The organism is Streptomyces sp. NRRL F-525 (assembly GCF_000716605.1).
Classification (GTDB): Bacteria; Actinomycetota; Actinomycetes; order Streptomycetales; family Streptomycetaceae; genus Streptomyces.
Genome location: NZ_JNXE01000035.1, coordinates 71,421 through 96,030, shown reverse-complemented (window position 1 = coordinate 96,030; position 24,610 = coordinate 71,421). Strand labels below are relative to the sequence as shown.

General features: G+C 70.5%; 24 protein-coding genes. 11 read left to right on the top strand and 13 right to left on the bottom strand.

Features of this window, described 5'->3' with window-relative positions:
* Positions 1–177 precede the first annotated feature (177 nt).
* From OO69_RS36820 to msrA (OO69_RS36805), 4 genes are all read left to right on the top strand, one after another.
* Positions 178–2,355, top strand: coding sequence for a glycogen debranching N-terminal domain-containing protein (locus OO69_RS36820; protein ID WP_033285254.1), 2,178 nt, complete (start codon positions 178–180; stop codon positions 2,353–2,355).
* A 31-nt stretch (positions 2,356–2,386) separates the two neighbouring features.
* Positions 2,387–3,610 carry a glycosyltransferase family 4 protein gene (locus OO69_RS36815; RefSeq protein ID WP_234444627.1) on the top strand — a complete coding sequence of 408 codons (1,224 nt, stop codon included), beginning with the start codon at positions 2,387–2,389 and terminating at the stop codon, positions 3,608–3,610.
* Between the two features lie 79 nt (positions 3,611–3,689).
* Entirely contained in the window at positions 3,690–5,213 is a 1,524-nt protein-coding gene (locus OO69_RS36810; RefSeq protein ID WP_078652731.1) for an amidase, read from the top strand.
* A gap of 74 nt (positions 5,214–5,287) precedes the next feature.
* The gene (gene msrA, locus OO69_RS36805; RefSeq protein ID WP_033285253.1) at positions 5,288–5,800 is read left to right on the top strand and encodes a peptide-methionine (S)-S-oxide reductase MsrA; all 513 of its coding nucleotides are present in this window, start codon (positions 5,288–5,290) and stop codon (positions 5,798–5,800) included.
* 53 nt (positions 5,801–5,853) lie between these two features.
* Here msrA (OO69_RS36805) and OO69_RS36800 read toward each other — a convergent pair whose 3' ends face one another.
* The 6 genes from OO69_RS36800 to OO69_RS36775 all read right to left on the bottom strand — a co-directional run bounded on the left by OO69_RS36800 (position 5,854) and on the right by OO69_RS36775 (position 10,209).
* A complete protein-coding gene (locus OO69_RS36800) occupies positions 5,854–6,786 on the bottom strand; it encodes a DUF5829 family protein (RefSeq protein ID WP_033285252.1) in 933 nt (310 codons plus the stop codon).
* A 175-nt stretch (positions 6,787–6,961) separates the two neighbouring features.
* Positions 6,962–7,207, bottom strand: coding sequence for a hypothetical protein (locus tag OO69_RS36795; protein WP_234444626.1), 246 nt, complete (start codon positions 7,205–7,207; stop codon positions 6,962–6,964).
* A 99-nt stretch (positions 7,208–7,306) separates the two neighbouring features.
* On the bottom strand, positions 7,307–8,398 hold the full coding sequence (locus OO69_RS36790; protein WP_033285250.1) for a threonine ammonia-lyase: 1,092 nt from the start codon (positions 8,396–8,398) through the stop codon (positions 7,307–7,309).
* Positions 8,399–8,442: 44 nt separating this feature from the next.
* Positions 8,443–9,042, bottom strand: a complete 600-nt coding sequence (locus OO69_RS36785) for a DUF3885 domain-containing protein (RefSeq protein ID WP_234444625.1) — start codon at positions 9,040–9,042, stop codon at positions 8,443–8,445.
* Between the two features lie 3 nt (positions 9,043–9,045).
* Positions 9,046–9,639: a DUF4291 domain-containing protein gene (locus OO69_RS36780; protein WP_033285280.1), complete on the bottom strand. Its 594-nt coding sequence runs from the start codon at positions 9,637–9,639 to the stop codon at positions 9,046–9,048.
* A 120-nt stretch (positions 9,640–9,759) separates the two neighbouring features.
* Positions 9,760–10,209, bottom strand: a complete 450-nt coding sequence (locus tag OO69_RS36775; RefSeq protein WP_033285249.1) for a DUF4304 domain-containing protein — start codon at positions 10,207–10,209, stop codon at positions 9,760–9,762.
* A 394-nt stretch (positions 10,210–10,603) separates the two neighbouring features.
* Here OO69_RS36775 and OO69_RS49600 point away from each other — a divergent pair, with 394 nt between their 5' ends.
* From OO69_RS49600 to OO69_RS36755, 3 genes are all read left to right on the top strand, one after another.
* Positions 10,604–13,066, top strand: a complete 2,463-nt coding sequence (locus OO69_RS49600) for a PA14 domain-containing protein (protein ID WP_051801473.1) — start codon at positions 10,604–10,606, stop codon at positions 13,064–13,066.
* A gap of 199 nt (positions 13,067–13,265) precedes the next feature.
* Positions 13,266–13,949 (top strand): hypothetical protein, encoded by a 684-nt coding sequence (locus tag OO69_RS36760; protein ID WP_234444624.1) that lies wholly within the window; start codon positions 13,266–13,268, stop codon positions 13,947–13,949.
* A 131-nt stretch (positions 13,950–14,080) separates the two neighbouring features.
* Positions 14,081–15,175, top strand: coding sequence for a hypothetical protein (locus OO69_RS36755; protein ID WP_033285248.1), 1,095 nt, complete (start codon positions 14,081–14,083; stop codon positions 15,173–15,175).
* A gap of 66 nt (positions 15,176–15,241) precedes the next feature.
* Here OO69_RS36755 and msrA (OO69_RS36750) read toward each other — a convergent pair whose 3' ends face one another.
* Positions 15,242–15,952: a peptide-methionine (S)-S-oxide reductase MsrA gene (gene msrA / locus OO69_RS36750; RefSeq protein ID WP_033285247.1), complete on the bottom strand. Its 711-nt coding sequence runs from the start codon at positions 15,950–15,952 to the stop codon at positions 15,242–15,244.
* A gap of 154 nt (positions 15,953–16,106) precedes the next feature.
* The gene (locus tag OO69_RS36745) at positions 16,107–17,225 is read right to left on the bottom strand and encodes a hypothetical protein (RefSeq protein ID WP_033285246.1); all 1,119 of its coding nucleotides are present in this window, start codon (positions 17,223–17,225) and stop codon (positions 16,107–16,109) included.
* 176 nt (positions 17,226–17,401) lie between these two features.
* Between OO69_RS36745 and OO69_RS36740 the strand changes: the two genes are divergently transcribed.
* The gene (locus OO69_RS36740; protein WP_033285245.1) at positions 17,402–18,556 is read left to right on the top strand and encodes a cystathionine gamma-synthase; all 1,155 of its coding nucleotides are present in this window, start codon (positions 17,402–17,404) and stop codon (positions 18,554–18,556) included.
* A 13-nt stretch (positions 18,557–18,569) separates the two neighbouring features.
* Here OO69_RS36740 and OO69_RS36735 read toward each other — a convergent pair whose 3' ends face one another.
* The 3 genes from OO69_RS36735 to OO69_RS36725 all read right to left on the bottom strand — a co-directional run bounded on the left by OO69_RS36735 (position 18,570) and on the right by OO69_RS36725 (position 19,996).
* Positions 18,570–18,818: a membrane protein gene (locus OO69_RS36735; RefSeq protein ID WP_033285276.1), complete on the bottom strand. Its 249-nt coding sequence runs from the start codon at positions 18,816–18,818 to the stop codon at positions 18,570–18,572.
* Between the two features lie 34 nt (positions 18,819–18,852).
* Positions 18,853–19,356, bottom strand: coding sequence for a sigma factor-like helix-turn-helix DNA-binding protein (locus OO69_RS36730; RefSeq protein ID WP_033285244.1), 504 nt, complete (start codon positions 19,354–19,356; stop codon positions 18,853–18,855).
* Positions 19,357–19,498: 142 nt separating this feature from the next.
* Positions 19,499–19,996 (bottom strand): MarR family winged helix-turn-helix transcriptional regulator, encoded by a 498-nt coding sequence (locus tag OO69_RS36725; RefSeq protein ID WP_033285243.1) that lies wholly within the window; start codon positions 19,994–19,996, stop codon positions 19,499–19,501.
* 163 nt (positions 19,997–20,159) lie between these two features.
* On the opposite strand from OO69_RS36725, the gene ilvA reads away from it, so the two are divergent.
* The 3 genes from ilvA (at position 20,160) to OO69_RS36710 (ending at position 23,453) form a co-directional block, all read left to right on the top strand.
* The gene (ilvA, locus tag OO69_RS36720) at positions 20,160–21,389 is read left to right on the top strand and encodes a threonine ammonia-lyase (protein WP_033285242.1); all 1,230 of its coding nucleotides are present in this window, start codon (positions 20,160–20,162) and stop codon (positions 21,387–21,389) included.
* 193 nt (positions 21,390–21,582) lie between these two features.
* On the top strand, positions 21,583–22,599 hold the full coding sequence (locus OO69_RS36715) for a daunorubicin resistance protein DrrA family ABC transporter ATP-binding protein (protein WP_033285241.1): 1,017 nt from the start codon (positions 21,583–21,585) through the stop codon (positions 22,597–22,599).
* Positions 22,596–23,453 carry an ABC transporter permease gene (locus OO69_RS36710; RefSeq protein ID WP_033285240.1) on the top strand — a complete coding sequence of 286 codons (858 nt, stop codon included), beginning with the start codon at positions 22,596–22,598 and terminating at the stop codon, positions 23,451–23,453. The genes OO69_RS36715 and OO69_RS36710 overlap by 4 nt, the downstream gene beginning before the upstream one ends.
* Positions 23,454–23,521: 68 nt before the next feature.
* On the opposite strand, the gene greA is transcribed toward OO69_RS36710, so the two are convergent.
* Both greA and OO69_RS36700 read right to left on the bottom strand, forming a co-directional pair.
* A complete protein-coding gene (gene greA / locus OO69_RS36705; RefSeq protein WP_033285239.1) occupies positions 23,522–24,022 on the bottom strand; it encodes a transcription elongation factor GreA in 501 nt (166 codons plus the stop codon).
* Positions 24,023–24,190: 168 nt separating this feature from the next.
* Entirely contained in the window at positions 24,191–24,589 is a 399-nt protein-coding gene (locus OO69_RS36700) for a DUF4307 domain-containing protein (RefSeq protein WP_033285238.1), read from the bottom strand.
* Between the last annotated feature and the right edge of the window lie 21 nt (positions 24,590–24,610).

Sequence of the window (24,610 nt, the reverse complement as noted above, 5' to 3'; positions counted from 1 at the left end):
CGCCGCATGATGGCTGTCGCGTCGGCGAGCCGTTATCGTGAATCACCATCAAATGGCTGTCTCAGGTGTTTTTCCGGACGTTCTCCCTCGCCGTTTCGGGAGGATGCGACGCATGCTCGACGGGCCGAGCCGGCACCGGCGCAGCCGGCCTCGCAGCGTTGTGGAAAGGTGCCACCAGTGATCGACTCCGCCTCCCTCCCGCCGGGCCGTCAGCCGTTCCTGGACGACTCGGTGGTCTGCCTGGCCGCGCCGTCGTTCGCGCTGTCGCCCCGGGACGGACAGCTGCGGGGCAGCGGGGTCGACGGCTTCTACGACCAGGACCGCCGGCTCCTGCACACGCTGCGGCTGCTCGTCGACGACCAGGAACCCGAGCACGTCGCCCATCGCCCCGAGGGCTCCCGGGAGGCGTTCTTCCAGGCGATGTGCAGGTCGTCCGAGGACCCGACCGCCGCGCCCTGGCTGCTGGTCGCCCGGGACCGCACGGTCACGCGTCCGGACGTCGCGGAGTCGGGTGACGTCGTCCGGCTGCAGAACGTCGGACCCGACGCGGCACGGTTCACGGTCTCGGTGCTGGCCGCCACCGACCTCGCCGACGTGGCCACGATCAAGGCGGGGTTCCCGGCCGCCGACATCCCCTGCGAACAGGCGGAGGGCATCGTTCCGGCGGTGCGCTGGCACTGTCCGCACGACAACAGCGAGGTCGTCCTGCGGGCCGAGCCCGTTCCGCCGCACGACGGCGGCCCCGAACCGAAGATCACCCTCGACGACCACCGGCCGGGCCGCGCGGAGTTCCGCTGGGAGCTGCTGCTGAAGCCGGGCGAGGAGTGGTCCGTACGACTGCTCGTGCAGGGCAAGACCACGACGGTGGCGGGCTACCCGGTACCGCCCCGGCGGCCCGCGCCGTGGGGGCGGGTCGAGGTGACCGGGCACGAGCACATGGCCGCCCTGCTCACCCGGGGGCTGGCCGACCTGGAGGCGTTGCGGCTGGCCGAGCCGAGCGGTGCCGCCGACGAGGCCGAGAGCCAGTTCGTGGCCGCCGGATGCCCGTGGTTCCTCGGCCTGTTCGGCCGGGACAGCATCTGGGCGGCCCGCATGATGCTGCCGTTCGGAACCGGCCTCGCCCGCGGCACGCTCCGGGCCCTGGCCGGCCGTCAGGGAACGCGGCGCGACGCGTTCACGGACGAGGCCCCCGGCCGGATCCTGCACGAGCTGCGGCCGACGGAGACCCGGCACGGCGACGGCCTGGTGCTCCCCGCGCGCTACTACGCGTCGGTGGACGCGACCCCGCTCTTCGTCGTCCTGCTGCACGAGGCCTGGAAGTGGGGTCTCGCCGAGGACGAGGTGAGGCACCTCATGCCGCACGCCCGGGCGGCGATGGGGTGGGTCGCGGACACCCTGGGCCCCGACGGCCTGATCAGCTACGGCAGGGGCAGGGCCGACGGCCTTCTGCACCAGGGCTGGAAGGACTCGCCCGACGCGGTCCGCGACGCCGAGGGACGCCGCGTCGACCCGCCCATCGCCCTGTGCGAGGTGCAGGGGTACGCCTACCGGGCCGCCGTAGGCTTCGCCGAACTCCTCACCGCGGTCGAGGACGAGAAGGAGCAGGCCGAGCTGTGGGCGGAGCGGGCGACCCGTCTGCGTACCGCCTTCCAGCGGTCCTTCTGGGTCGAGGAGCCGGACGGACGGCGCTATCCGGCCATCGCCGTCGACGGCGGCGGACGTCCCGTCACCGGCCGGACCTCCAACATGGGGCACCTGTTGAACTCCGGCCTCCTGCAAGGGGAGGAGGAACACCGGTCGGTGGCCGAGGCGCTGATGTCCGACGGGCTGCGGACACCCTGGGGGATCCGCACCCGTTCCGCGGACCTGGCCGGATTCAATCCGTTCAGCTATCACGGCGGATCGGTCTGGGCGCACGACTCCGCGATCGCCGTGCACGGGCTCGCCGCCACGGGATTCGTCGACGAGGCCGCCACCCTGCTCGGCGGGATGCTCGACGCGGCCCGGCACTTCGACTACCGGTTGCCCGAGCTCTACGCGGTCTACCCGAACTCCCGCTTCGGCCGGCCGGCGCCGTATCCGCCCTCCTGCCGGCCGCAGGCCTGGGCGGCCGCCTCGGCGGCGCTGCTCTGCTCCGCGATGCTCCGGGTGGACGCCGACGTCCCCGACCGGCGGCTGACGCTACGGCCGATCGCGCCCTCACGCATGGGTCTGCATTCACCTTACGCTGTGCGGGGGTTGAGGCTCGGCGAGCGATCCGTCGACGTGAGCGTGGACCTCCACGGCGGCACGGAGGTACGGGGCATCGACGACGAGGAGTGGCGCATCGACGCCGGAGGTTCCTGCACGACCTGAGGCAGAGCGGTCCCCGAGGAGAGGGAGACACGTGGTACGTGGCGGGCGGGCGGACATCCGGCGTTCCATAGCCCTCGTGCACTGGGCCTTTCCGCCCACGGTCGGCGGCGTCGAGTCCCATCTGGCCGACTACGCCGCCTCGTTGGCGCGGCGGGGACACCGGGTGACCCTGCTGACCGGCGAGCCCCGGCCGCAGCCGGTCGACCAGGTCGAGATCCTCAGCCACCGCCTGTTACGGCTGACCGAGTACCGCGCCGGCACCCCGGGCGGGACGCGAGGCGGTCGGAGATGGGTGACGCCGGCCGAGGAGCGCCAGGCCGCCGAACTGTACGCGTGGCTCGCGCGGGTGGTGGACAGCCACGGGATCCAGCTCGTGCACGGCCACAACCTGCACCACTTCTCCCCGGTACCGGCCCTGGCGCTCAGCCGGCTCAGGGAACGCACGGGTACCCCGCTGCTGCACACGTACCACAGCATCTGGCCCGAGGACCCGTGGACCGCCCAGTTCTGCGGTTCCTGGGACGGCCACTTCGTGGTCTCGGAGTACCTCGCGTTCGCCTGCCGGACGCACCTCGGCATCCGCGCCCGCCGCGTCTATCTGGGCATCGCCACCAGCCGGTTCCGCGATCTGCCGCCGGCCCGGGACGACGGTCCCCGTACCGTCCTCCTGCCGGCCCGCCTCATCCCGGACAAGGGCGCCGAGCTGGCGGTCCGCATGATCGGCGCGCTCAGACAGAGCGGGCTGCCCGTCCGCCTCGTCCTGACCAGCCCGCACGAGGTCGTGGACTGGCACGAGGAGCAACAGGGCTTCCTCGTCCGGCTCAACCGGCTGATCGACGACCTGCGGCTGCGGTCCCACGTGGACCTGGTACCGGCGCCCAAGGAGAAGATGCCCGGCCTCTACGCCCGCTCGCACGTCGTCGTCTACCCCTCGGACTACCCGGAGCCGCTGGGGCTCGCGCCCCTGGAGGCGATGTCCGCCGGACGCCCCGTCGTCGTCACGGCGACCGGGGGCCTGCCGGAGACCGTCGTCCACGGCCGGACCGGATACGTGGTGACACCCGGAGACCTCGGCCAACTGAGCGACCGCGTACGGACGTTGCTCCTGGACCCGGACCTCTCCCGCCGCCTCGGCCAGGAAGGGCGCAGACACGTCGAGCGCCAGTTCAACCTCCAGACCTACGTCGACAAGATGTCCGCGCAGTACTCGGCCCTCATGAAGGACAGCGTCGAAGGCCTGTCGCAGAGCGGCTGACGACGGCACGCGAGGCGCCAACTCCGTTGCGCGAAACGGTATTTCGTGGCTCCTCCCCATGGTCGTTACGGTCGGATCCATGGAGCGGAACTCATGGAATCCCCCGACCGCCGAAGAACTCGCCACCGCCCTGCGCGCCGGTGACGTGTCCTCGGCGGAACTGACCGACGAGGCGATCACCCGCATCGAGCGGCACGACAAAGAGATCAACGCGGTCTGCGTACCGGACTTCGACCGCGCCCGGACCGCCGCCCGCGCCGCCGACGAGGCCCGCGCCCGCGGCGAGGACCGCCCGCTGCTCGGCATCCCGGTGACGGTCAAGGAGTCGTACGACATCGCCGGACTGCCCACGACCTGGGGCATGCCCGCGCACCGGACGTACGTCCCCGCCGAGGACGCGGTGCAGGTGGCACGGCTCAGGGCCGCGGGCGCGGTGGTCCTCGGCAAGACCAACGTGCCGTTCGGCCTGCAGGACATCCAGAGCTTCAACGAGATCTACGGCACCACCAACAACCCCTGGGACCACGGCCGTACGCCGGGCGGATCCTCCGGCGGATCGGCGGCGGCCCTGGCGTCCGGGTTCGGCGCGCTGTCCATCGGGTCCGACCTCGCCGGTTCGCTGCGCACCCCCGCGCACTTCTGCGGTGTCTACGCACACAAGCCGACCCTCGGGCTGGCGGCCACGCGCGGCATGGTCCCGCCGGACGCGCCGGCGCTCCCGGTCGAACCCGACCTCGCCGTCGTCGGCCCGATGGCACGCACCGCCCGCGACCTCACCCTCCTCCTCGACGTCATGACCGGCCCGGACCCGCTGACCCGCGGTCTGGCCTACGACGTGACGCTGCCGCCCGCGCGCCACGAGCGGCTCGGCGACTTCCGGGTCCTGGTCCTCGACGACCATCCGTTCATCCCGACCGGGTCCGCGGTGCGGGCGGGCGTGCACCGGGTGGCCGACGCGCTCGCCGACGCCGGTGCCCGCGTCGAACGGCACAGTCCGCTGCTGCCCGACCTGGCCGAAGCCGCCCTGCTCTACACGCAGTTGCTGTTCTCGGGCTCCGTCGCACGCTTCCCCGTCGAGGAGTACGAGCACCTGCGCACCCGCGCCGCCGGACTGAGCCCGGACGACCGGAGCCTCGACGCGGCACGGCTGCGCGGCATGGTGCTCAGTCACCGGGACTGGACGGAGGTGAACAACCGGCGCGAGCTGCACCGGCACGGCTGGCGGCGGCTCTTCGGCGCGTTCGACGCCGTGGTGTGTCCCGTGACTCCCACGCCCACGTTCCCGCACGACCACGACCCCGATCCGCTGGCCCGCCGGCTCGACATCGACGGCGTGGCGCACCCGTACTTCGACCAGCTGGTCTGGGCCGGGCTGGCCACCATGCCCGGGCTGCCCGCCACGGCCGTACCGGCGGGGCGGTCGCCCGAGGGGCTGCCGGTCGGGGTGCAGATCGTCGGCCCGATGTTCGAGGACCGGACCCCGCTGCGGCTGGCCGAACTGCTGGAGGAGCGGATCGGCGGCTTCCGGGCGCCGGAGCAGCGCGTACGAGCAGGTCGGTCGAGGAATCGCGCGGACCCCTCGTGCGTTGAGCACACTGGGTGAAGGATGCCGGTGACCGACGAGCCGAGTGACCGAACTGACCCAGTGATCGAGCTGACGGAAATTGGAGGGTCGCAATGGCTGCGCAGACGCAGAGGGCCGTACTGGCGGGCGGATGCTTCTGGGGGATGGAGGAGCTGGTCCGCCGGCTTCCGGGCGTGACGGCGACCCGGGTCGGCTACACCGGCGGGGACGTGCCGAACGCGACGTACCGTAACCACGGCACGCACGCGGAGGCCATCGAGATCCTCTACGACCCGGAGCGGACCGACTACCGCGCGCTCCTGGAGTTCTTCTTCCAGATCCACGACCCGAGCACCAAGAACCGCCAGGGCAACGACATCGGCCTCAGCTACCGCTCGGCGATCTACTACGTCGACGACGAGCAGAAGCGCGTCGCCGAGGACACGATCGCGGACGTGGACGCGTCGGGCCTGTGGCCCGGCAAGGTCGTCACCGAGGTGGAGCCGGTCGGCCCCTTCTGGGAGGCCGAGCCCGAGCACCAGGACTACCTCCAGCGGTACCCGGACGGCTACACCTGCCACTTCCCGCGGCCGGGGTGGAAGCTGCCGGCCCGCACGGAGGGCTGACGTACGACAGTGTGCGCCCGCTTCCTGCGACGGAAGGGGGCGCACACTGCTGTCTAGCGGGTGGCCGTGCCGTTCTTGGCGAACGTCCACACCGCGTGGCTGCCGGGGCCGACGGTGAGGGTGGAGTTGCCGATCCGCTCCACGTGCCGGTCCTTCACGGGCCGGTTGAGTGACATGTCGACCTGCTCGTACCCCGCTTGCTCGCGCGGTACGACGTCGAACCGGATCGCGGTGCCGCCGCCCTCCGCGACGACCCCGCCGCCCGTCACGGTCCGGACGCTGAACCCGCCGGCCCGCAGCAGCGGCACGGTGTCGGCGAGGTCGCCCGGGGTGACCGCGATCCGGACGGCGGTCACGTCCCGCATGAGGTGGGTGCGGTAGTCGTCGGAGAGGTAGCGCTCCCGGCCGACGTCACCGGGGAAACTCGCCGGTTCGGTGTTACTGCGCGGGTCGGCGAAGTACTCCGGCCGGTACTCCATCCCCCAGGCGTCGAAGGCGTCGTACTCCTCGGTCGTGAGGACGGCGTCGAACCACGGCACGGGCACACCGTCACCGAAGTCCTTGGTCTGGAGGAAGTCGACGGGTGTGACCCCCTCGTCCTTCAGCCGCTCCTTGACCGTCGCCAGGTCTCCCGCGTGCTCGACCGAGAGGCCCAGTCCGGCGGCGCCGAGGGTGCCGTCCTGGCCGGGGACGTCACCGATCCCGAGCAGTTCCAGGTAGGTCTCGCGGCCCATCAGATAGCGGCCGGTCCAGACCTGCCCGCCGGAGCCCGTCGTGGTGCGGACCTGGAAGTTGGCGAACTCCCGCAGGTAGTCGGAGTGTTCGATGGCGTCGGCGGTGACCCGGTCGAAGACGCCGAAGGAGTGGTTGTAGAACAGCAGCTGCCGATCGTACGAGCCACCCGAGCCCCGGTTCCCCTCGGCCTGTGCCGTTCCCACCCCACCCCCGATCGCTCCGGCGAGAGCCACGGCGAGCACGATGATCATCCGTAGTGCGCGACGAATCAGCATGTGCGGGATCGTAGGGCGGGGAGGGCGCGGCCGCCGGTCATTCTGAACGAGGCCGAAATGCTTGACACATGGCGTTTTGGCGGGGTCGGGGCCTGTGTGGACGAGTCAGGTCCTGAACTCCGGGGGATACGGAGGATGGACGCGCGGCCTGTCACACGAGGCGTTGGTCCCGGACGGTCCAGCCCGCGCCCAGTTCGCTGCGGAGCGCCTCCAGCGCGGTGTCCGACTGCTGGGTGAACAGCTGCAGTTCCTCGTCCGACCACGGGGACGGGTCCGGCGGACAGTCCCAGTCGATCGACGACTGGTACCACTCGCTCAGCCGCGCCAGCTCGGCCTGGAGGGCCGGGGTGATCGGCAGGCGCTCCAGCTCGCAGGGATAGCCGTAAGGGCTGTCCATGTCGTCAGGCCACAACGGAACGTCTACGCCGGCCTCGAAGAAAAAGCGCAGGGAATGGATCACGCCGCACCCTTTCACGACGCCCTCTGAGTAACGGGGTCAGACGCTGTGGGGGAGGGCCACCGCGCCGACCCAGCGGCGATAGGCGTCCCCGTCGACGTTGCTGCCGCACACGACTGTGACCACATGTCGGCCCGCGAAACGGTCGCGGTCTTCCAAAATCGCCGCGATGCCGAGCGCGGCCGACGGTTCGACGACGAGGCCGGCGTGGTCGAGGAGCATGCGCATCCCGGCGATGATCGACGCCTCCTGGACGAGTACGGCGTCGTCGGCGACCAGGAGGAGATCGTCCAGGACGGCTGGGATGGGACACCGCCCGGCGACGCCGTCGGCGATGGTGTCGGTCGAGTCGGTGGTGACGACGCGCCGCTCGTGCCACGAGCGGGTCAACGCCGGTGCGCCCAGCGGCTGGACGCAGATCACCTCGACACCGGGCGCGAGGGCCTTCAGCACATGACCGACGCCGGTGGCCAGGGCTCCGCCACCGAGAGCGATCAGGACGGCGTCGAACGGCGGGGCGGGGACTGGCAGTTGGGCCTGTTCGGCTAGTTGGGCCTGGTCGGCCTGGTCGGCCTGGTCGGTGAGGTCGGCCCGTTTCGCCTGTGCTCCCGGGTTCGCTCCTTCCCGCGCTTCCACCAGTTCCAGGCCGATGGTCGCCGCGCCCTCGCAGGTCTCGAGGTCGAGGCTGTCCTCGACCAGCCGGATGCCGTCGTACCGCGCGATGGCGGCCGCCCGCTCGCGCGCCAACTCGTGGTCGCCGTCCACCAGTTCCAGCCCGGCGCCCAACGCACGGATGCGATCCAGCTTGGCCGTCGTCGCGAACCGTGACGCCACGACGGTCACGTCGAGCCCCCGGCCACGGCCGGACCAGGCGAGGGCCTGGCCGAGGTTGCCCGCGCTCGCGCACACCACGGCCCGCGGACCGTGCTCGGCGAGCAGACTCGCGACCACCTCGGTGCCACGCCCCTTGAAACTGCGCACCGGGTTCGCCGTCTCGAGCTTGATGCTCACCGCACACCCGAGACCGGGCTCCAACGCCTCGCAGCGATACAACGGAGTGCCGAGAAACACCGGGTCGATCACCCGGCGGGCGGCCCGGATCCGACCGGTGTCGAGACGCGTCTGCTGCACGACAGGGGAGCGTAGCGGCACCGGCGCAGTCACCGGTTGTTCCGTCAGAGGCCCGACGGCCAGACGGACAGCCAGTCGGCGTGCTTCGCGCGCAGGCGGTCCCGTTCCGCGGACGTGGTGAGGATGACGTCGGCGCCACCGTCGTAGGGGTGGTGGACGCGCTGAAGGCCGGTGTCGGTGACGAACACTCCGGCGAGCGCGTCGTCCGCCACGGCGCGCAGCAGTTCGTCGACGCGGCCGTGTCGCCAGGGGCGCCGGTCGGCGTAGAAGCGGGTGTGGGTGTGGAACTCCGGGTCGGGGTCGTCCTCGTCCGACTCGGTCCACCAGGGGACGCCGCCGGGGTGCAGCGTCCGGCGCGGTTCCGGGTGGGGGGCGGGCCCGGTCGGGGTGTCCGACCAGTCCACGGTCACCACGAACACCTCTGTGCCGGCGAACAACTCGTCGAGGACGGTGTTGTACCGGTGCAGCACGATCGCGTACTCGTCCTCCCCCTCCGGGTACCGCTTCGAGCCGGGAAGACTGTGAAACCGCACCCAGCGGTCCGCATACGTACCGCGGAACGTGTGGGCGACGGGCGGACCCGCAGGCCGCCGCTCCCGCCACAGCGCCGCGAGCGGTGTCGGTACGTCGTCGCCGGTGCCCATCCGTCATCCCCGCAGGTGGGCGAGGAGTTCGTCGCCCAGTGGGTAGGGGCGTTCCCGGGGCAGGAGTTGGGCGGCGGAGTCCGGGTCGCCGCCGCTGACGAGGGCCCGGATCTCGTGGGCGAGCGGTGTCACGTCGCGGATGGCGACCGTCCACTCGTCGGCGTAGCGGCGCACGGCCTCACCGGACAGCCCGAGCTGCAGCGCACGGTGGGGCAGCGGCCGTAGGCGCAGATCCCGCTCGGGATCCCACTGCACCCGAGCGGGCGCACGCTTCAACTGACGCTGCCAGGCGGCTCGGTCGGGGTGCACCCCCCTGACGTAACTCGACAGACACGCGTGCCGCAGCGCCCACTCGAAGCCGTCCCGCGTGATCTCGACAGCGAGGACTGTCTCCTGGCCTGCCTTCGTACCCCAGCCGCAGCGGTACATCATCCACAGGAACGACGGCTTGATCCATGTCATCCGGTCCCGCTTCCACGCAGCCGGGAAGCGGCCCTCGCGGGCGGCGGGCAGGCCGATCTCCGGGGCGTACGCCTGGTAGACGGTGACCGTGGACTCCGAGTGGACCGCACGGATTCCGCGCTGCGGTTCTTCCATGGCGTACAGGGTGGGGGCCGGGCGGTTCATGAAGCCACCGGTTTTCGACGGCCGTTCAGTTGCCCGGCCCCAGCACCACTCGCCTGCCGGCTCAGCAACTCGGCCGCCCAGCCCGGTACTTCACGAACGCCGCCGCTCCCGGATCGCCGGCAGCGCGTACTCCGTCACCGCGCTGATGACCCCGCGGGCAACCGGCTCGGGGTCGGTCGTGGGTGAGATGGTCCACCAGGTGTCGCGGTTCGCGGGGAGGAGGCGGCCTATGCGGCTGTGCCAGGCGTCGGGGCCGTAGACGGTGTTGGGGCTGGGGCGGGCGGGGAGGTGCGGCTCGCGTCTGCGGGCCTGGGCCCACCCGAGTTTGTCGGCCACGGTGATGTTGAGGGTGAACTCGACCTGCCCCGCGGTGTTGTGCGCGGACTTCTGGAAGCCGATGAGGGCCCAGGTCTCGAGATGGGGGAGTTCGTACGTCTGCCCCGAACCCTTGAAGCCGAGCGCGCGCAGCCCGGGAGCGATCCGTGCGCGCATCAGCGCGGTGAACGCCTGCTGCGCGGTGGGCGCGGAGCCGTCAGCCATCGGACGGCGCTACGACGGTCGGGCGGGACACTCCGGTCCCGGCGGGCCTGCGCTGCCGTATGACCCATCGGTCGCGGCCGGCTGGTGAGTGAAGCAAACCGTCATCCCCGTAGGTGGGCAATAAGTTCGTCTCCGACAGGATATGGGGGTTCCTGTGGCAACAGCCGGGCGAGGAGCCCTGGCTGTCGCAGCCGACGCGGCCTCGGCTGTCGCGAACCGGCGGGTCCGTCGGCCGCAGTCGAGGCGAAGCGGCGCAAATCGACGCGGTCGGCCGACGCCCTGTCATCGAAAGCGACAAGAAACCGTTTTGCCGTACAACCACAGGCTGCTCTCATGAATCCCTCTTCCCGGTAGGACTGCCTGCGGGGCAGCCACGTGTCCAAAAGGGGACTCAGTGAGCAGTGTCGGAAGATCCCGTCTGGCCGCCGCGACCGCGGTGGTGACCGTGCTGACGGGCGGTCTCGCCGCGGTGGCCACCTCGCCGGCGTCGGCGGCGGCCTGCACGACGAACACCTACACTCGGCAGGTCTTCGCGAACACCGCCTTCTCGGGTGCGGCGAAGCGCACGGACTGCGATACGGCGATCAGCGAGAACTGGGGCGCCAACGCGCCAGGCGTGACCGGCGTCGGCAAGGACAACTTCGGCGTCCGCTGGACCGTGACCCGCGACTTCGGCTCCGGGGGGCCTTTCGCGTTCGCCGCGTCCGGGCAGGACGGCATCCGCGTCTACCTCGACGGCGTACGCGAGATCGACCTGTGGAAGAACGGCTCCAGCACCGTCTCCAAGACCGTCAACCTGACCGTCCCGCAGGGCACGCACACCCTGCGCGTCGACTACGTCAACTGGACCGGTTCCGCGGCCGTCAAGTTCGGCTACACCCCGCGCACCGGAGCCACCGTGGACCGGGTCGCGCCTCTCACACCGACCGGCCTGGCGATCGCGCGCGACGCCGGCGCCAAGCGGAACCTCCTGCGCTGGTCGGCCAACAAGGAGATGGACGTGGCCGGTTACCGCGTCTACCGCCGCACCCCCGACCAGGCCTCCTTCGGCAGCCCCCTCGCCACGGTCACCGGCACCACCTTCACCGACACCACCGCCGGCACGACCACCCACCTCTACGAGGTCCGCGCGGTCGACAGGTCGGGCAACACCTCCGCCGGAACGGCCGACGTCTCGGTCACAGGCAACCCGACCTACCTGCGCCAGTACTTCGCCAACACCACCCTCACCGGCACCCCCAAGCGCACCGACACCGACACCACGATCAGCGAGAACTGGGGCGCCAACTCGCCCGGTGTCTCCGGCGTCGGCAAGGACAACTTCGGCGTCCGCTGGCAGATCACCCGCGACTTCGGCTCCGGCGGCCCCTTCACGTTCACCGCCTCCGGCCAGGACGGCATCCGCGTCTACCTGGACGGCGTACGCGAGATCGACCTGTGGAAGAACGGCACCGCCACCGTCTCCAAGACCGTCACCCTGACCGTCCCCCAGGGCACGCACACCCTGCGCGTCGACTACGTCAACTGGACCGGCTCCGCCGCCGTCAAGTTCGCCTACACGCCCGGCGGTTCGGGCCCGGACGACGTCGCCCCGCTCGCACCCACCGGGACGAAGGTGGCGTACGACGAGGCCGCCGGCTCCGCCACCGTCACCTGGGCGCCCAACAAGGAGATGGACCTCGCCGCTTACCCGTACCAGGTCTACCGACAGGTCGCGGACGGCGGCTGGATCTCCATGGGGCCGACCAACAAGACCACCTGGACCGACCCCGACGTGGCAACCGACGGCAGGCCCCGCCAGTACGTCGTCCAGGCCACCGACCGCGTGGGGAACGGGTCCGAGCGGACCCCCGTCCTGACGGTCACCCCGCCCGACACGATCGTTCCGACGGCCCCCGTCCTCGCCGTGTCCCACAAGTCGGGGACGGTCAGCTCCCTCAACGTCAGCTGGTACCAGCCCAGCGAAGGCACCCTGAACGAGCTGCGCACCGGCGGCACCCTCAAGCTCTACCGCTCCACCGGCGACACCCTCGGCGACGACCCCGAACTCCTCGCCACGGTGACGGCGGCCTCACCGTCGATCGACACCTACACGGACGCACTGCCGGCGTTCGACGGCACCACCTACACCTACGCCGCCGTGGTCACCGACGCCGCCGGCAACGTCTCCCCGATGTCGGACCCGGTCACGGTGACCCCCGACAGCGTCCCCCCGCCCGCGCTCACCGGCCTGACCGCGACCCCGCGTGCGGACGGCATCGTGCTGAGCTGGGACGCCCCCGCCGAGAGCGGCCTGCGCTACGTCGCCGCCCGCGTCGTCCAGCGGCCCGACGGCAGCATCCACTACGACAGCACCGGGTGCAGCGACGCCGGGTCGACGTTCCCGGACCGGGACGTACCGAACGCGCTGCTGTGCGCGGGCCCCCTGGACGGCGAGACGGTGACCTTCTTCGTCGCGGCGCTCGACCGCTGGGACAACCACATTCCCTGGGCCGACGCCACCACGGTCACGATCACCGAACCCGACAACAGGCCCGACGAAGCCCGCGGCGAGAACACCGGCCCGCTCACCATCACCAACCCCGCCACCGTGGGCACCCTCGGCTACGTCCAGTGGACCTGCGACGACGAGACCCTCTGCGGCACGATCACCGAGTACCACCTGGACAAGTGGAACCCGACCACCCACACCTACGAACGAGTGAGCAAGATCGCGAGCTCCAAGGGCCCCCTCTTCAAGACCTACGTGCCGTTGGTCCACGGCGACACGACGTACTTCCGGATCACCGGAGTCCTCGCCGACGGCACGACCGCCGCGGTGACGTACGGCGCCGGGGCCTACGGCTTCTCACTGTGAGGTTCGGGGGCGTGCCCACGGCTGAGCGCTGCACGTTGTCACGTCCGTCAACCGCCGTGCCGTGTTTCCGATTGCGCTTCGCCGCTCGGAAGCACCAACAGCGTCCCTTCGGCGGAGTTGCCTTCTCCGCCTGGTCGGGGGAGACCGAAGGGCACTGCGGAGCTTGAGAGTTGAGGTGTGGAAGGACTTCAATGGAGCCGTGACCACGGCTCCGACGGACCGCACGGCCGTCATCGCTGAACGCGCCTTGCTCGACGACGTCATGGCGAAGCTCTGTCAGCAGAGGCCGGTCTTCCACTCGGAAGCCGACCTTCAGCACAGTTTTGCCCGGGTGCTCTGGGAGTTGGCGTCGGACGTGCACTCCAGGCTTGAGGTGCCGCAGCGCGTGGCGGGCAGGACCGAATACCTGGACCTTCTGTGCCTCGGTCCTGAGAGCCGTACCGCGATCGAATTCAAGTACTTCACCCGAAGCTGGACGGGCACGACCGGTACTCCGGCCGAGGACTACGCGCTGAAGGCGCATGGCGCCACTGACCTCGCTCGCCTTCACTTCGTCCGGGACATAGCGAGGCTGGAGCGCTTCTGCCGGCGGCGCGACCAGAACGGTCTCGCCCTCATGCTGACCAACGAGGCGTCCCTGTGGACTCCACCGGACCCCGGCCGCCGCCGTACTCGGGATCACGACTTCCGCATTCATCACGGGCGGGAACTCACCGGGACCCTGCTCTGGGCCGAGGGAACCTACGAGCCGAACACATGCAGTCTGCGAGGTGCATACCCTCTCGAATGGGAGACGTACTCCGAGCAGGGCGGAGCAGGCGGAGAGTTTCGCTACTTGGCGGTGTTCGTCGGTCCATCGGTTACCGGAGCCGACGAAGCCTGAGGCGCGTAGCCCGTTCGTCCTGGACGCTCTGCGAAGCGGAGCCAGTAGTCACGCCCCGAGAGAGATGAAAAACGGGTTGGCCGGTCGCCGTCGAGCTGTGAGGATGCACCTGTTTCTCAAGCGGAGGGCATTTGTTCGTCTTCGTGTGTGCCGGGTGTGACGCCAGACTCACCGCCCCCTTGTCCCAGGTCGCCCTGCCGCCTCATGCCCATCAGAAGTACGGGAACGGGATTCAGCTCCCGGTGCTCATGGAGTCGGGCACGTTCGCCGTGGATCCTGAGCCCTGGGGACCGCCGTGGCGGGCGTGGAAGGACATCGATCCGGACGAGGCGGCAGCCCGCGGCGTCTACGCGCCGGTCCACGCCCTGTCCGACGGCGCCCCCGGCGCGACAGTCATCTCACCCGGGGACGCCCGAGGCACCCTGTTGGTCCCTGAGCGGGGCGGCGGCTACTGCTGCGGCCTCGACGGGGCGGACGGCCCCAACATGGCCTGCGAGTCGTGTGGCCTGGCCGTGGCGAGCCGGATCGACGACTGCTCGCTCTGGCAGGCGGTGTGGCTTGCCCCGAACGCCGTGCGCCGCCTCCTCGTCGACGCCGACGACGCACCGCTCCCATGGGGGGAGTTGGCGGTGGAGGGGAAGGGCACACCCCCGTTCGAGCCGATCACCAGGTGGGGATCCCGGGCGGGTTCGAACCACTGGTGGTCGTGGAGCCCGCGGTGGGAGGCGGCGGCCGGACGGGCGCTTGCCCACCTGCTGGTGGCCTCGGAAGGCCGGTCCGTGACCGTCCCGGACGGCCTGATCAGCGAGGTGTTCCAACGAGCCCTCGACGCCTTGTTGCCCGGGGGCCTGCCCGCGCGGCGCGCCGTCCTCGCCGGACCGGGGCTGCCCGTCCCTGACGCGGACGCCGACATACTCCTCGTGCCGGACCACCCGCAGACGGGGGAGACCTGGACCCACACCGGCCCGGCATACGCGGTACCGCTGCCGTACGGGGTCTGGCTGTGGCTGGCCTCTCCCGAGCCGGGCCTGCCCAACCCCGCGTCGGGCGGCATGCCCCACGGCGTCCTCCGCGACAACCCGCCCACGCCGCGCCCCGGTTATCTGTTCCGGGCCGATTCGGGAGCCTTCCAGCACACGCTGGTCCGGCTGCCGGCCAGCGGCAGCCCGTGGCTGCGCGAGATCCTTGAGAACCTCACGCAGCACCTGCGCGCTGGCGCCTTCTAGGCGGCCGGCTCCGCGCACCGCGTTACCCGACGGACCTGCGACCGAACAGTGTGTCCAGGCAAGCGATCAATCATCCGTGGGAGCCGGCGTGAGACCCGTCGGGCAAGACGCCCCCCAGTTCGTCTCGAACGAGTCACCCAGCTTGACCCCCGTCCCGCCGATCCCGCAGTAGCCCGCCGGATTCTTGTCGAGGTACTGCTGGTGGTACCCCTCGGCCGGATAGAACACCCGCCCCTCGGCCGGGAGTATCTCCGTGCTGATCGTGCCGTAGCGCGCCCCCGTGAGGACCCGCTGGTAGGCCACGCGGGAGGCTTCCGCCGCGGCTGCCTGCTCGGGGGTGTGGGTGTAGATCGCCGAACGGTACTGCGTGCCCACGTCGTTGCCCTGGCGGAAGCCCTGGGTCGGGTTGTGCGACTCCCAGAACGTCTTCAGCAGCGTCTCGTACGAGATCAGCTTCGGGTCGTGGACGACACGGACCACCTCCGTGTGCCCGGTCAGGCCCGAACAGACCTCCTCGTACGTGGGGTTCACCGTGTACCCGCCCTGGTAACCGACCAACGTCGTCCACACACCCACCGGCAACCGCCAGAACGTGCGCTCCGCACCCCAGAAGCACCCCATAGCGAAGTCGGCGACCTGCAAGTGCTCCGGGTACGGACCGAGCAACGGGCCGCCGAGCACCGTGTGGCGATCGGGGACCGTGTACACCGGCTCCGGCCGGCCCTGCAAAGCCTGTTCGGGAGTGGGCAGTTGGGGCGTACGGCTGTGCAGGAACATACGATCTCCAATCGGGCCACAACGAGGGTCCGCACCTGCTGAACGGGCGAGCCCCGCCGGGAATTCCGCCGTCCTGCCGAGCACGACCCGCTTCGTGTACGACCACCCCGGCACCCGGCACCCGGCACCCGGCACTCGGCCCCGCACCCGGCGCTCAGTGCGGCAGGCTCGCCGGACTTCCGCCGTTCGCCTCGTACCCGGCCACGGCCAGCGCCCGGTACACCGCGAACTCCGCCGCCGGGTCCGGGGACAGGGTCCAGGGAAGCGCCCCGACATGGCCGTCGATGTGTATGAGCTGGTTCATCGCCTCGGACCAGCGTTCCGCGCGGACCAGGAAGAAGACCAGGAGATGGCGGACGTGCGCCAGCATCGGGTCGTCGGGGCGGGCCGCGTGGACGGCGAAGAGCGCGCCGTGGATCGCCTTCTCCACGACCTCGCTCTGGTAGAAGCTGTTGACCAGGTTCACCTCGGGCAGGTGCTCGAAGACCGCGAAGAGCGGCATCGCGGCGAGCAGGGAGCCCTGCGGGGCACGCGCGGCGGCCGCCTCCGCGAACGAGTTCGCCAGCTCGCGCGACCCGTGCCACTTCTCGCACCAGTAGTGCAGCGCAGCCAGATGTGCCCCCATGTGCGCCGGCGCGCGGTCCAGGATCTTCAGCCACAGCTGCTCGAACTCCGGCTGCGGATACGTCAGTCCGCGGGCCACCGACAGCTCGACGATGTACGGGACCGGGTCACCGGGGGAGAGGAGCGCGGCCTGTCCACAGGCGTCCCGCGCCTCCTCCATGATGATCCGGAACTCGTCGCTCCCCCGCGTCGACGTACGCCACGCCTGCTGCACCAGGAACTCCGCGTGCACGGCCGCGCCGCCCGCGTCCTTCGGGTGCTCGAGCCGCCACACCCGCAGCCACTGCCCGCCCGGCGTCTCGCTGACCCCGCCGGGCCGCTGCTGCAGCTCCAGCGACGCGGCACCCGCGAAGGCCTGCACACGCTGCCAGCGCAGCTCACCCGCGATGTCCGTGCCGGCCAGCAACTGCATCGCCGCGCGGTAGTCCTGCGTGCGCTGCACCAGGTCGAGGACGTCCAGCAGGTCCTGGTCGGGGCCGGGCATGCGGATGTCCAGCTCCTCCTCGCGCACGAAGCCGTAGGTCGCCGGGTCCGCGGCGTCCGGGTGGCCCGGCGAGACCTGCTCGATCGCCCCGCGCCTGCGCCGCAGGAACGGGACCAGCACGAAGCCCAGCATGACCAGCGCCATCAGGACCCAGAGAATCTCCATGCCACAAGCGAACCAGACGCGTCCGACAATTGGCGAACCCGGTCCACCGCCCTGTGGAAAACCACCGTCGGCCCGCCTCCCAGTCCTGTGGAAAACCTCCGCCGCCCGGCCCCCGCGGCCCTGTGAAAAATCTCCGGATCGTCGTCCACCCCGCAGGCGCACTACGCTCGGGGCTCATGAGCGACAGGCACATCAGTCAGCACTTCGAGACCCTCGCGATCCACGCGGGCAACACCGCCGATCCCCTGACCGGCGCGGTCGTCCCGCCGATCTACCAGGTCTCGACCTACAAGCAGGACGGCGTCGGCGGTCTGCGCGGCGGCTACGAGTACAGCCGTAGCGCCAACCCCACCAGGACCGCCCTGGAAGAGAACCTCGCCGCCCTGGAGGGCGGCCGCCGCGGCCTCGCGTTCGCGTCCGGACTGGCGGCCGAGGACTGCCTGTTGCGTACGCTGCTGAGCCCCGGCGACCACGTCGTCATCCCGAACGACGCGTACGGCGGCACGTTCCGCCTCTTCGCGAAGGTCGTCTCCCGGTGGGGCGTCGAGTGGTCGGTGGCAGACACCAGCGACCCGGCGGCGGTACGGGCCGCCATCACCCCGAAGACGAAGGTCGTCTGGGTCGAGACCCCCTCGAACCCGCTGCTCGGCATCACCGACATCGCGGTCGTCGCACAGGTCGCCCGGGACGCGGGCGCGAAGCTCGTCGTCGACAACACCTTCGCGACGCCGTACCTCCAGCAGCCGCTGGCCCTCGGCGCGGACGTCGTCGTGCACTCCCTGACGAAGTACATGGGCGGTCACTCGGACGTGGTCGGCGGCGCGCTGATCGCGGCGGACGAGGCGCTCGGCGACGAGCTGGCGTACCACCAGAACGCGATGGGCGCGGTCGCCGGGCCCTTCGACTCCTGGCTGGTGCTGCGCGGCGCCAAGACGCTGTCGGTGCGCATGGACCGGCACAGCGAGAACGCCACCAAGATCGCCGACATGCTCACCCGGCACGCACGCGTGACGCGCGTTCTCTACCCGGGCCTCCCGGACCACCCCGGTCACGAGGTCGCCGCCAAGCAGATGCGGGCCTTCGGAGGCATGGTCTCCTTCCAGGTCGAGGGCGGCGAGGAGGCGGCCGTCGAGGTCTGCAACCGCGCCAAGGTGTTCACGCTCGGCGAGTCCCTGGGCGGCGTCGAGTCCCTGATCGAGCACCCGGGCCGCATGACGCACGCGTCCGTGGTCGGCTCGGCCCTGGAGGTCCCCGGCGACCTCGTACGCCTCTCCGTGGGCATCGAGAACGTGCAGGACCTCCTGGAGGACCTGCAGCAGGCCCTGGGTTAGTCCCCGGCCGCTCTCACCAACCCGTCAGCGGTGGAGTCGTCTCCGACGGCGGCTCCACCCAGGGATGCACCATCAGCGCCCACACGGTGAACGCCACGACCGCCGACCACAGCAGCACCCACATCAGCCGCCGGGCGGCCCGTCTGTGGCGCAGCATCCGGCCGCCGCGCCGCACGATCTCCGCGTACAGCTCCGGCGGCACCTGCGGCGGAGTCCGCTCCATGATCCGCCGTACGGCCGCCTCCCGCTCGGGCCTGTTCACGCGCGCGTACCCCCGCTCCACGACCTTCCGGGCCTCATGACGGCACCACCTTGGCCCCGGCCACCTTCGGGGCCGGACCGCGCGGCGGATGCAGCAGCGTCGCCGTCGCCCGCTCGCAGATCGTCCGGACCCGCTCCGTGGGCAGCCCGAGCAGCGCGGCGGCCTGTTCCTCGGCGACCCCCTCGTACAACCTGAGGACGAGGATCAGCCGCTCCTGGGGCACGAGCGCGCCCAGCGGGCTGTCGGGGTGGGGGCGGCCCCGGCCGAGACCGCCGTACTGGTGCCAGGCCGCGCGGGCGAAGCGGGTGGCCAGGTACTGGCGGGCGCGGTCGTACGGGTCCTCACCGCGCAGCCGGTCCCAGCTCGCGTACGTGTGTGCCAGGGACAGCGTCAACAGGCGCCGCGCGCGCGGGTTGTCGTCCGGCGCCTCCGCGGTCAGCAGCGTGGCGGCATGCAGCAGCCGCCCTGCCGCGCCCGCGACGAACGCCTCGAACTCCCGGGCCCGGCGGGCGCCTTGGAACGCCTGCCGTTCTCGCACCGCGCAGCCTCCCGCTTGAAGGACCCGGTCTCATCTGAGGCCAGGGCCGTCGTGAGGTCAAGAGTTCGGTACGAAAGGCGGGAGTCGGGCATCACGCGTGCGTGCCCGCGCCCTTGCAGGAGTCCTCAGGAATCCGCGTCCTTCAGGAAGCCGAAGGCGTCTCCGTGCCCGGGACCGCCATCCGCGCGGAGAGGGCGCTGTTGAAGCGTGTGAGGAGCGCGCAGAACACCTCGCGCTCCTCCGGCGCCCAGTCGTGTGTCAGCTCGTCCATCAACTGACGCCTGGACGACCGCACTTCCTCCAGCCGCGACTGCCCGCGCGGGGACAGTTGCAGCACCACCGCGCGGCCGTCCTCGGGGTGCGAGGTGCGCTTGACGAGCCCGGTGTCGACGAGCGGCGCCACCTGCCGGGTGACCGTCGAGGAGTCGATCCCCATGCTCGCGGCGAGCGCCTTGACGCCCATCGGGCCTTCCTTGTCCAGGCGGTTGAGCAGCAGATACGCGGCGCGGTCCATGGAGTTGCGCACCTGTCCGACTCCGCCGAGCCGGGTCTGTTCGGCACGGCGCGCGAACACCGCCACCTCGTGCTGCAGCGTGTCGAGGAGACCGGGTTCACCGACGGTCGTCATGTCCATCGACATTTCAGGTGTTGTGGGCATGGCCGGGGGCTCGCTTCATGAAGGGGGTGCTGGGTTGGGGGACAGGGTACGCGGCCGGAAGGCAGGCCGTACCGGCGCTGCGCAAACCAGTCTCGGAGGTTGGTCACAGCCGTGGCGTGCGCCTGTGAACTGCGATGCTTGAGTCATGAGCTACAGCACGGCTGACTCCTTGCGACCCGTCACCCTCGACGATGTGCGCGGCGCCCAGAAGATGCTCACGGGCGTGGCGCGGGTGACCGCGATGGAAGGCAGCAGGCACCTCACCCAGCTCGTCGGCTCGCCGGTGCACTTCAAGTGCGAGAACCTCCAGCGGACCGGTTCCTTCAAACTCCGCGGCGCCTACGTCCGTATCGCCGGACTGCTCCCCGAGGAGCGCGCCGCCGGTGTCGTCGCCGCGAGCGCCGGCAACCACGCCCAGGGCGTCGCCCTCGCCTCCGCACTCCTGGGCGTGCGCTCCACGGTGTTCATGCCCAAGGGCGCGCCCCTGCCGAAGATCAGCGCCACCAAGGAGTACGGCGCCGAGGTGCGCCTGCACGGCCACGTGGTCGACGAGACGCTGGCCGCCGCGCAGGAGTACGCCCATGAGACGGGCGCGGTGTTCATCCACCCCTTCGACCACCCGGACATCATCGCGGGCCAGGGCACGGTCGGCCTGGAGATCCTGGACCAGTGCCCCGAGGTGCGCACGATCGTCGTCGGGATCGGCGGCGGAGGACTCGCGGCCGGTGTCGCGGTAGCCGTGAAGGCGCTGCGGCCCGACGTGCGGATCGTGGGCGTCCAGGCGGCGGGCGCGGCCGCGTTCCCGCCCTCACTGGCGGCCGGACGACCGGTGGCGATCCAGAACCCGGCGACGATGGCCGACGGCATCAAGGTCGGGTGCCCCGGCGAGGTGCCGTTCGGGATCGTCGCCGACCTGGTGGACGAGGTCCGCACGGTCAGCGAGGACGAGCTGTCCGCCGCGCTGCTGCTGTGCCTGGAGCGGGCCAAGCTGGTCGTCGAACCGGCCGGTGCCAGCCCGGTCGCGGCGCTGCTGAGCGATCCGAAGGGCTTCGAGGGACCGGTCGTCGCGCTGCTGTCCGGCGGGAACGTCGACCCGCTGCTGCTCAACCGCATCCTGCGCCACGGCATGTCCGCGCAGGGCCGCTACCTGGCCGTGACGCTGCGGCTGACGGACCGGCCGGGCGCCCTCGCGACGCTTCTCGGGGTGTTGTCAGTGGTCGACGCTAACGTCCTCGATGTGAGCCACGTCCGGACCGATCCGAGGCTCGGGCTCACGGAGGCGGAGGTCGAGCTGCATCTGGAGACGAAGGGCCCGGTGCACTGCGCCGAGGTCGGCCACGCCCTGCGCGAGGCGGGCTACACGGTCATCGACTGAGGTCGGAGCCCGTTCCCCACCCGTCCCCTCACCTGTCCCGTCACTCGTTCGAGAAAATCCGTTGAGACTCGCGATACATCGCGTTATGGTGTGTCTCGTGTCGCCCGCAGGCAGCAGCATGCCGCTCCCCTGGGCAGAACAAAAGACTCATACCTAGGCTTTTCAAAGAATCCCCGACGACGTGGAGACTGATATGCCAGGCGCCATCTATGCCGAAGGCCTGGTGAAAACCTTCGGCGATGTGAAAGCTCTGGACGGCGTCGACCTCGATGTCCCCGAGGGCACCGTGCTGGGCCTGCTCGGGCCCAACGGCGCGGGCAAGACGACCGCCGTCCGCTGTCTGACCACCCTGCTGCGCCCCGACAGCGGCAAGCTGACCGTGGCCGGCCTCGACGTGCTGAAGCAGCCCAACGAGGTGCGGCGCTCCATCGGCCTCTCCGGCCAGTTCGCCGCGGTCGACGAATACCTGACCGGCCGGGAGAACCTGCAGATGGTCGGCCAGCTTTACCAGATGAAGGCCAAGACCGCGAAGGCCCGGGCCGACCAACTGCTCGACCAGTTCAACCTCATGGACGCGGCCGACCGCACGGCCAAGACCTACTCCGGAGGCATGCGCCGCCGGCTCGACCTGGCGGCGGCGCTCGTCGTCTCCCCGCCCGTGATGTTCATGGACGAGCCGACCACCGGCCTCGACCCCCGCAACCGCCAGATGCTGTGGGAGGTCATCAAACAGCTCGTCTCCGGCGGTACGACCCTCCTGCTGACCACCCAGTATCTGGAGGAGGCCGACCACCTCGCGCACGACATCGCGGTGGTCGACCACGGCCGTGTCATCGCCCGCGGCACCTCCGACCAGCTCAAGGCCCGCACCGGCGGCGAGCGCGTCGAGGTCGTCGTGCACGAGCGCGACCACATCCAGATCGCCTCCGAGGTCCTCCTCGGCTTCGGCAAGGGCGACACCACCGTCGAGGAGCACACCCGCAAGCTCACCGTGCCCGTCACCGGCGGCGCGAAGCTCCTCGCCGAGGTGATCCGCGAGCTCGACTCCCGCGGCATCGAGATAGACGACATCGGCCTCCGCCGCCCCACCCTCGACGACGTGTTCCTGTCCCTGACGGGCCACCTGGCCGAGGAGAAGGCCGAGGAGAACGGCACGGAAGCGAACCAGAACCCCAAGGACCGCAAGCACAAGACGGAGGCCGCGAAGTGAGTGCCGTCACCGATGCCGCGCCGGTCGCGGCGCCGAGCAGCGCGCTGGGCCAGTCCGTGCACGACTCACTGGTCGTCGCCAAGCGCAATCTGATTCGCATGAGCCGGATTCCAGAGATGGTTATTTTCGGGCTCATCCAGCCGATCATGTTCGTGGTGCTGTTCACCTACGTCTTCGGCGGCTCCATGCAGATCGGCGGCAGCACCAGCGCCACCGACTACAAGAACTTCCTGATGGCCGGCATCTTCGCGCAGACCGTCACCTTCGCCACCGCCAGTTCCGGCGCGGGCATCGCCGACGACATGCACAAGGGCCTCATCGACCGGTTCCGTTCGCTGCCCATGGCGCGCGGTGCCGTGCTGACCGGGCGGACCCTCGCGGACCTCGTGCAGACCGCGCTGACCCTGCTGGTCCTCGCGATAGTCGCCCTGTTGGTCGGCTGGCGGGTCGGGTCGGACGGGGGCACCAACGCCGGCAAGGTGCTCGGTGCCTTCGGGCTGCTGCTTCTGCTCGGGTACGCGTTCACCTGGATCGGCGCCCTGATCGGGCTCAGCGTCCGTACGCCCGAGGCGGCCACCTCCGGCGGGCTGATCTGGCTCTTCCCGGTGACATTCATCTCGAACGCGTTCGTGGACACCAGCAACATGACCCCCTGGCTGCGCCACATCGCCGAGTGGAACCCGTTCAGCGCCACCGTGCAGGCCTGCCGGGTGCTCTTCGCCAACCCGGGACAGTCGCCCTCGGACGCCTGGCCCATGGTGCACCCGGTGTGGGCCTCGCTGATCTACTCGCTGCTGATCATCCTCATATTCCGGACCCTGGCGGTGCGGAAGTACCGCTCGGCGACGGCCTGAGGACGCACGACGAAGCCCCCGGCGCCGCAAGGTCGCCGGGGGCTCGCCGAAGGGCGGGTCCTGAGGGGTCAGCCGTTGTACGGCTCGGCCTTGAGGATCGTCACCGAGGCCTTCTTGCCGTTGGGCAGCTCGTACTGCGCTTCCTCGCCGACCTTGTGGCCGAGCACGCCGGAGCCCAGCGGGGACTGCGGCGAGTAGGTCTCGATGTCGGCGCTCGCGTACTCGCGCGAGGCGAGCAGGAAGGTCGTGGTGTCGCTCTCGTCGCCGTCGAAGGCGATCGTGACGACCATGCCGGGCGCGACCGCGCCGTCCGACGACGCCGGAGCCTCGCCGACCTTGGCCTTCTCCAGAAGCTGGGTCAGCTGGCGGATGCGGAGCTCCTGCTTGCCCTGCTCCTCCTTGGCCGCGTGGTACCCGCCGTTCTCGCGCAGGTCGCCCTCCTCGCGAGCGGCCGCGATCTTCACGGTGATCTCGGCGCGCGCGGGACCAGACAGGTACTCCAGCTCGTCCTTGAGCTTGGTGTACGCCTCCTGCGTGAGCCAGGTGACGTCTTCGCTGGTCTGGGTCACAGGTGCTCCTCGTAGGTACTGGGAATACAAAGCATCGCCCTACCCAGAAGAATGTTCCTTCATGGAAGGGCGAAACCACGAGCCTAACAATTCAACGGCGTCAGGGGGAGGACATAAGCCGTCAGACATACGTCAACGCTGGTCAGCGCCTACGTAACAAGGGTGACGTCAGTCGGAGTGGCAGCCCAGCAGCTCGGCCGTGGTGCCCCTGGCCGTGGTGCGCAGGGTGACGACCCGGTCGATGCGGGTCGCGGAGCCGCCGAAGTGGAAGTCGGCGCGGCCCACCTCGGACTGGTCGGCGGCCTGGGAGCGCAGGGTGCAGTAGCCGGTGGTCCCGGAGTCCTTGTGGACCTCGAGATGCACCTTGACCTCGTTGCCCGAGGCCTGGAAGGTGATCACCTCGGCGCTGATCTTCGCCTCGACGACGTAGTGGTAGGCGAAGTACCCGACGAGGGCGAGCAGCAGTGCCGCGAGGACGGTGCCGGCGATCTTGAGCTTGTGGTCGGCGCGCTCGTCCGACGAGCGGCCGTAACGGCCCTCGGGCAGTCGCGCACTCGCCGTACTCATGATCGTCCTTTCGGCAAGGGG

Coding starts and splice junctions, on each gene's coding strand:
- OO69_RS36795 (WP_234444626.1), bottom strand. CDS start 7,207: ATGGACAGCCCTTACGGCTATCCCTGCGAGCTGGAGCGCCTGCCGATC.
- OO69_RS36740 (WP_033285245.1), top strand. CDS start 17,402: ATGAGCGACAGGCACATCAGTCAGCACTTCGAGACCCTCGCGATCCAC.
- msrA (WP_033285247.1), bottom strand. CDS start 15,952: ATGTTCCTGCACAGCCGTACGCCCCAACTGCCCACTCCCGAACAGGCT.
- ilvA (WP_033285242.1), top strand. CDS start 20,160: ATGAGCTACAGCACGGCTGACTCCTTGCGACCCGTCACCCTCGACGAT.
- msrA (WP_033285253.1), top strand. CDS start 5,288: ATGGCTGCGCAGACGCAGAGGGCCGTACTGGCGGGCGGATGCTTCTGG.
- OO69_RS36800 (WP_033285252.1), bottom strand. CDS start 6,786: ATGATCATCGTGCTCGCCGTGGCTCTCGCCGGAGCGATCGGGGGTGGG.
- OO69_RS36780 (WP_033285280.1), bottom strand. CDS start 9,639: ATGGAAGAACCGCAGCGCGGAATCCGTGCGGTCCACTCGGAGTCCACG.
- OO69_RS36700 (WP_033285238.1), bottom strand. CDS start 24,589: ATGAGTACGGCGAGTGCGCGACTGCCCGAGGGCCGTTACGGCCGCTCG.
- OO69_RS36775 (WP_033285249.1), bottom strand. CDS start 10,209: ATGGCTGACGGCTCCGCGCCCACCGCGCAGCAGGCGTTCACCGCGCTG.
- OO69_RS36715 (WP_033285241.1), top strand. CDS start 21,583: ATGCCAGGCGCCATCTATGCCGAAGGCCTGGTGAAAACCTTCGGCGAT.
- OO69_RS36785 (WP_234444625.1), bottom strand. CDS start 9,042: ATGGGCACCGGCGACGACGTACCGACACCGCTCGCGGCGCTGTGGCGG.
- OO69_RS36745 (WP_033285246.1), bottom strand. CDS start 17,225: ATGGAGATTCTCTGGGTCCTGATGGCGCTGGTCATGCTGGGCTTCGTG.
- OO69_RS36725 (WP_033285243.1), bottom strand. CDS start 19,996: ATGTCGATGGACATGACGACCGTCGGTGAACCCGGTCTCCTCGACACG.
- OO69_RS36810 (WP_078652731.1), top strand. CDS start 3,690: ATGGAGCGGAACTCATGGAATCCCCCGACCGCCGAAGAACTCGCCACC.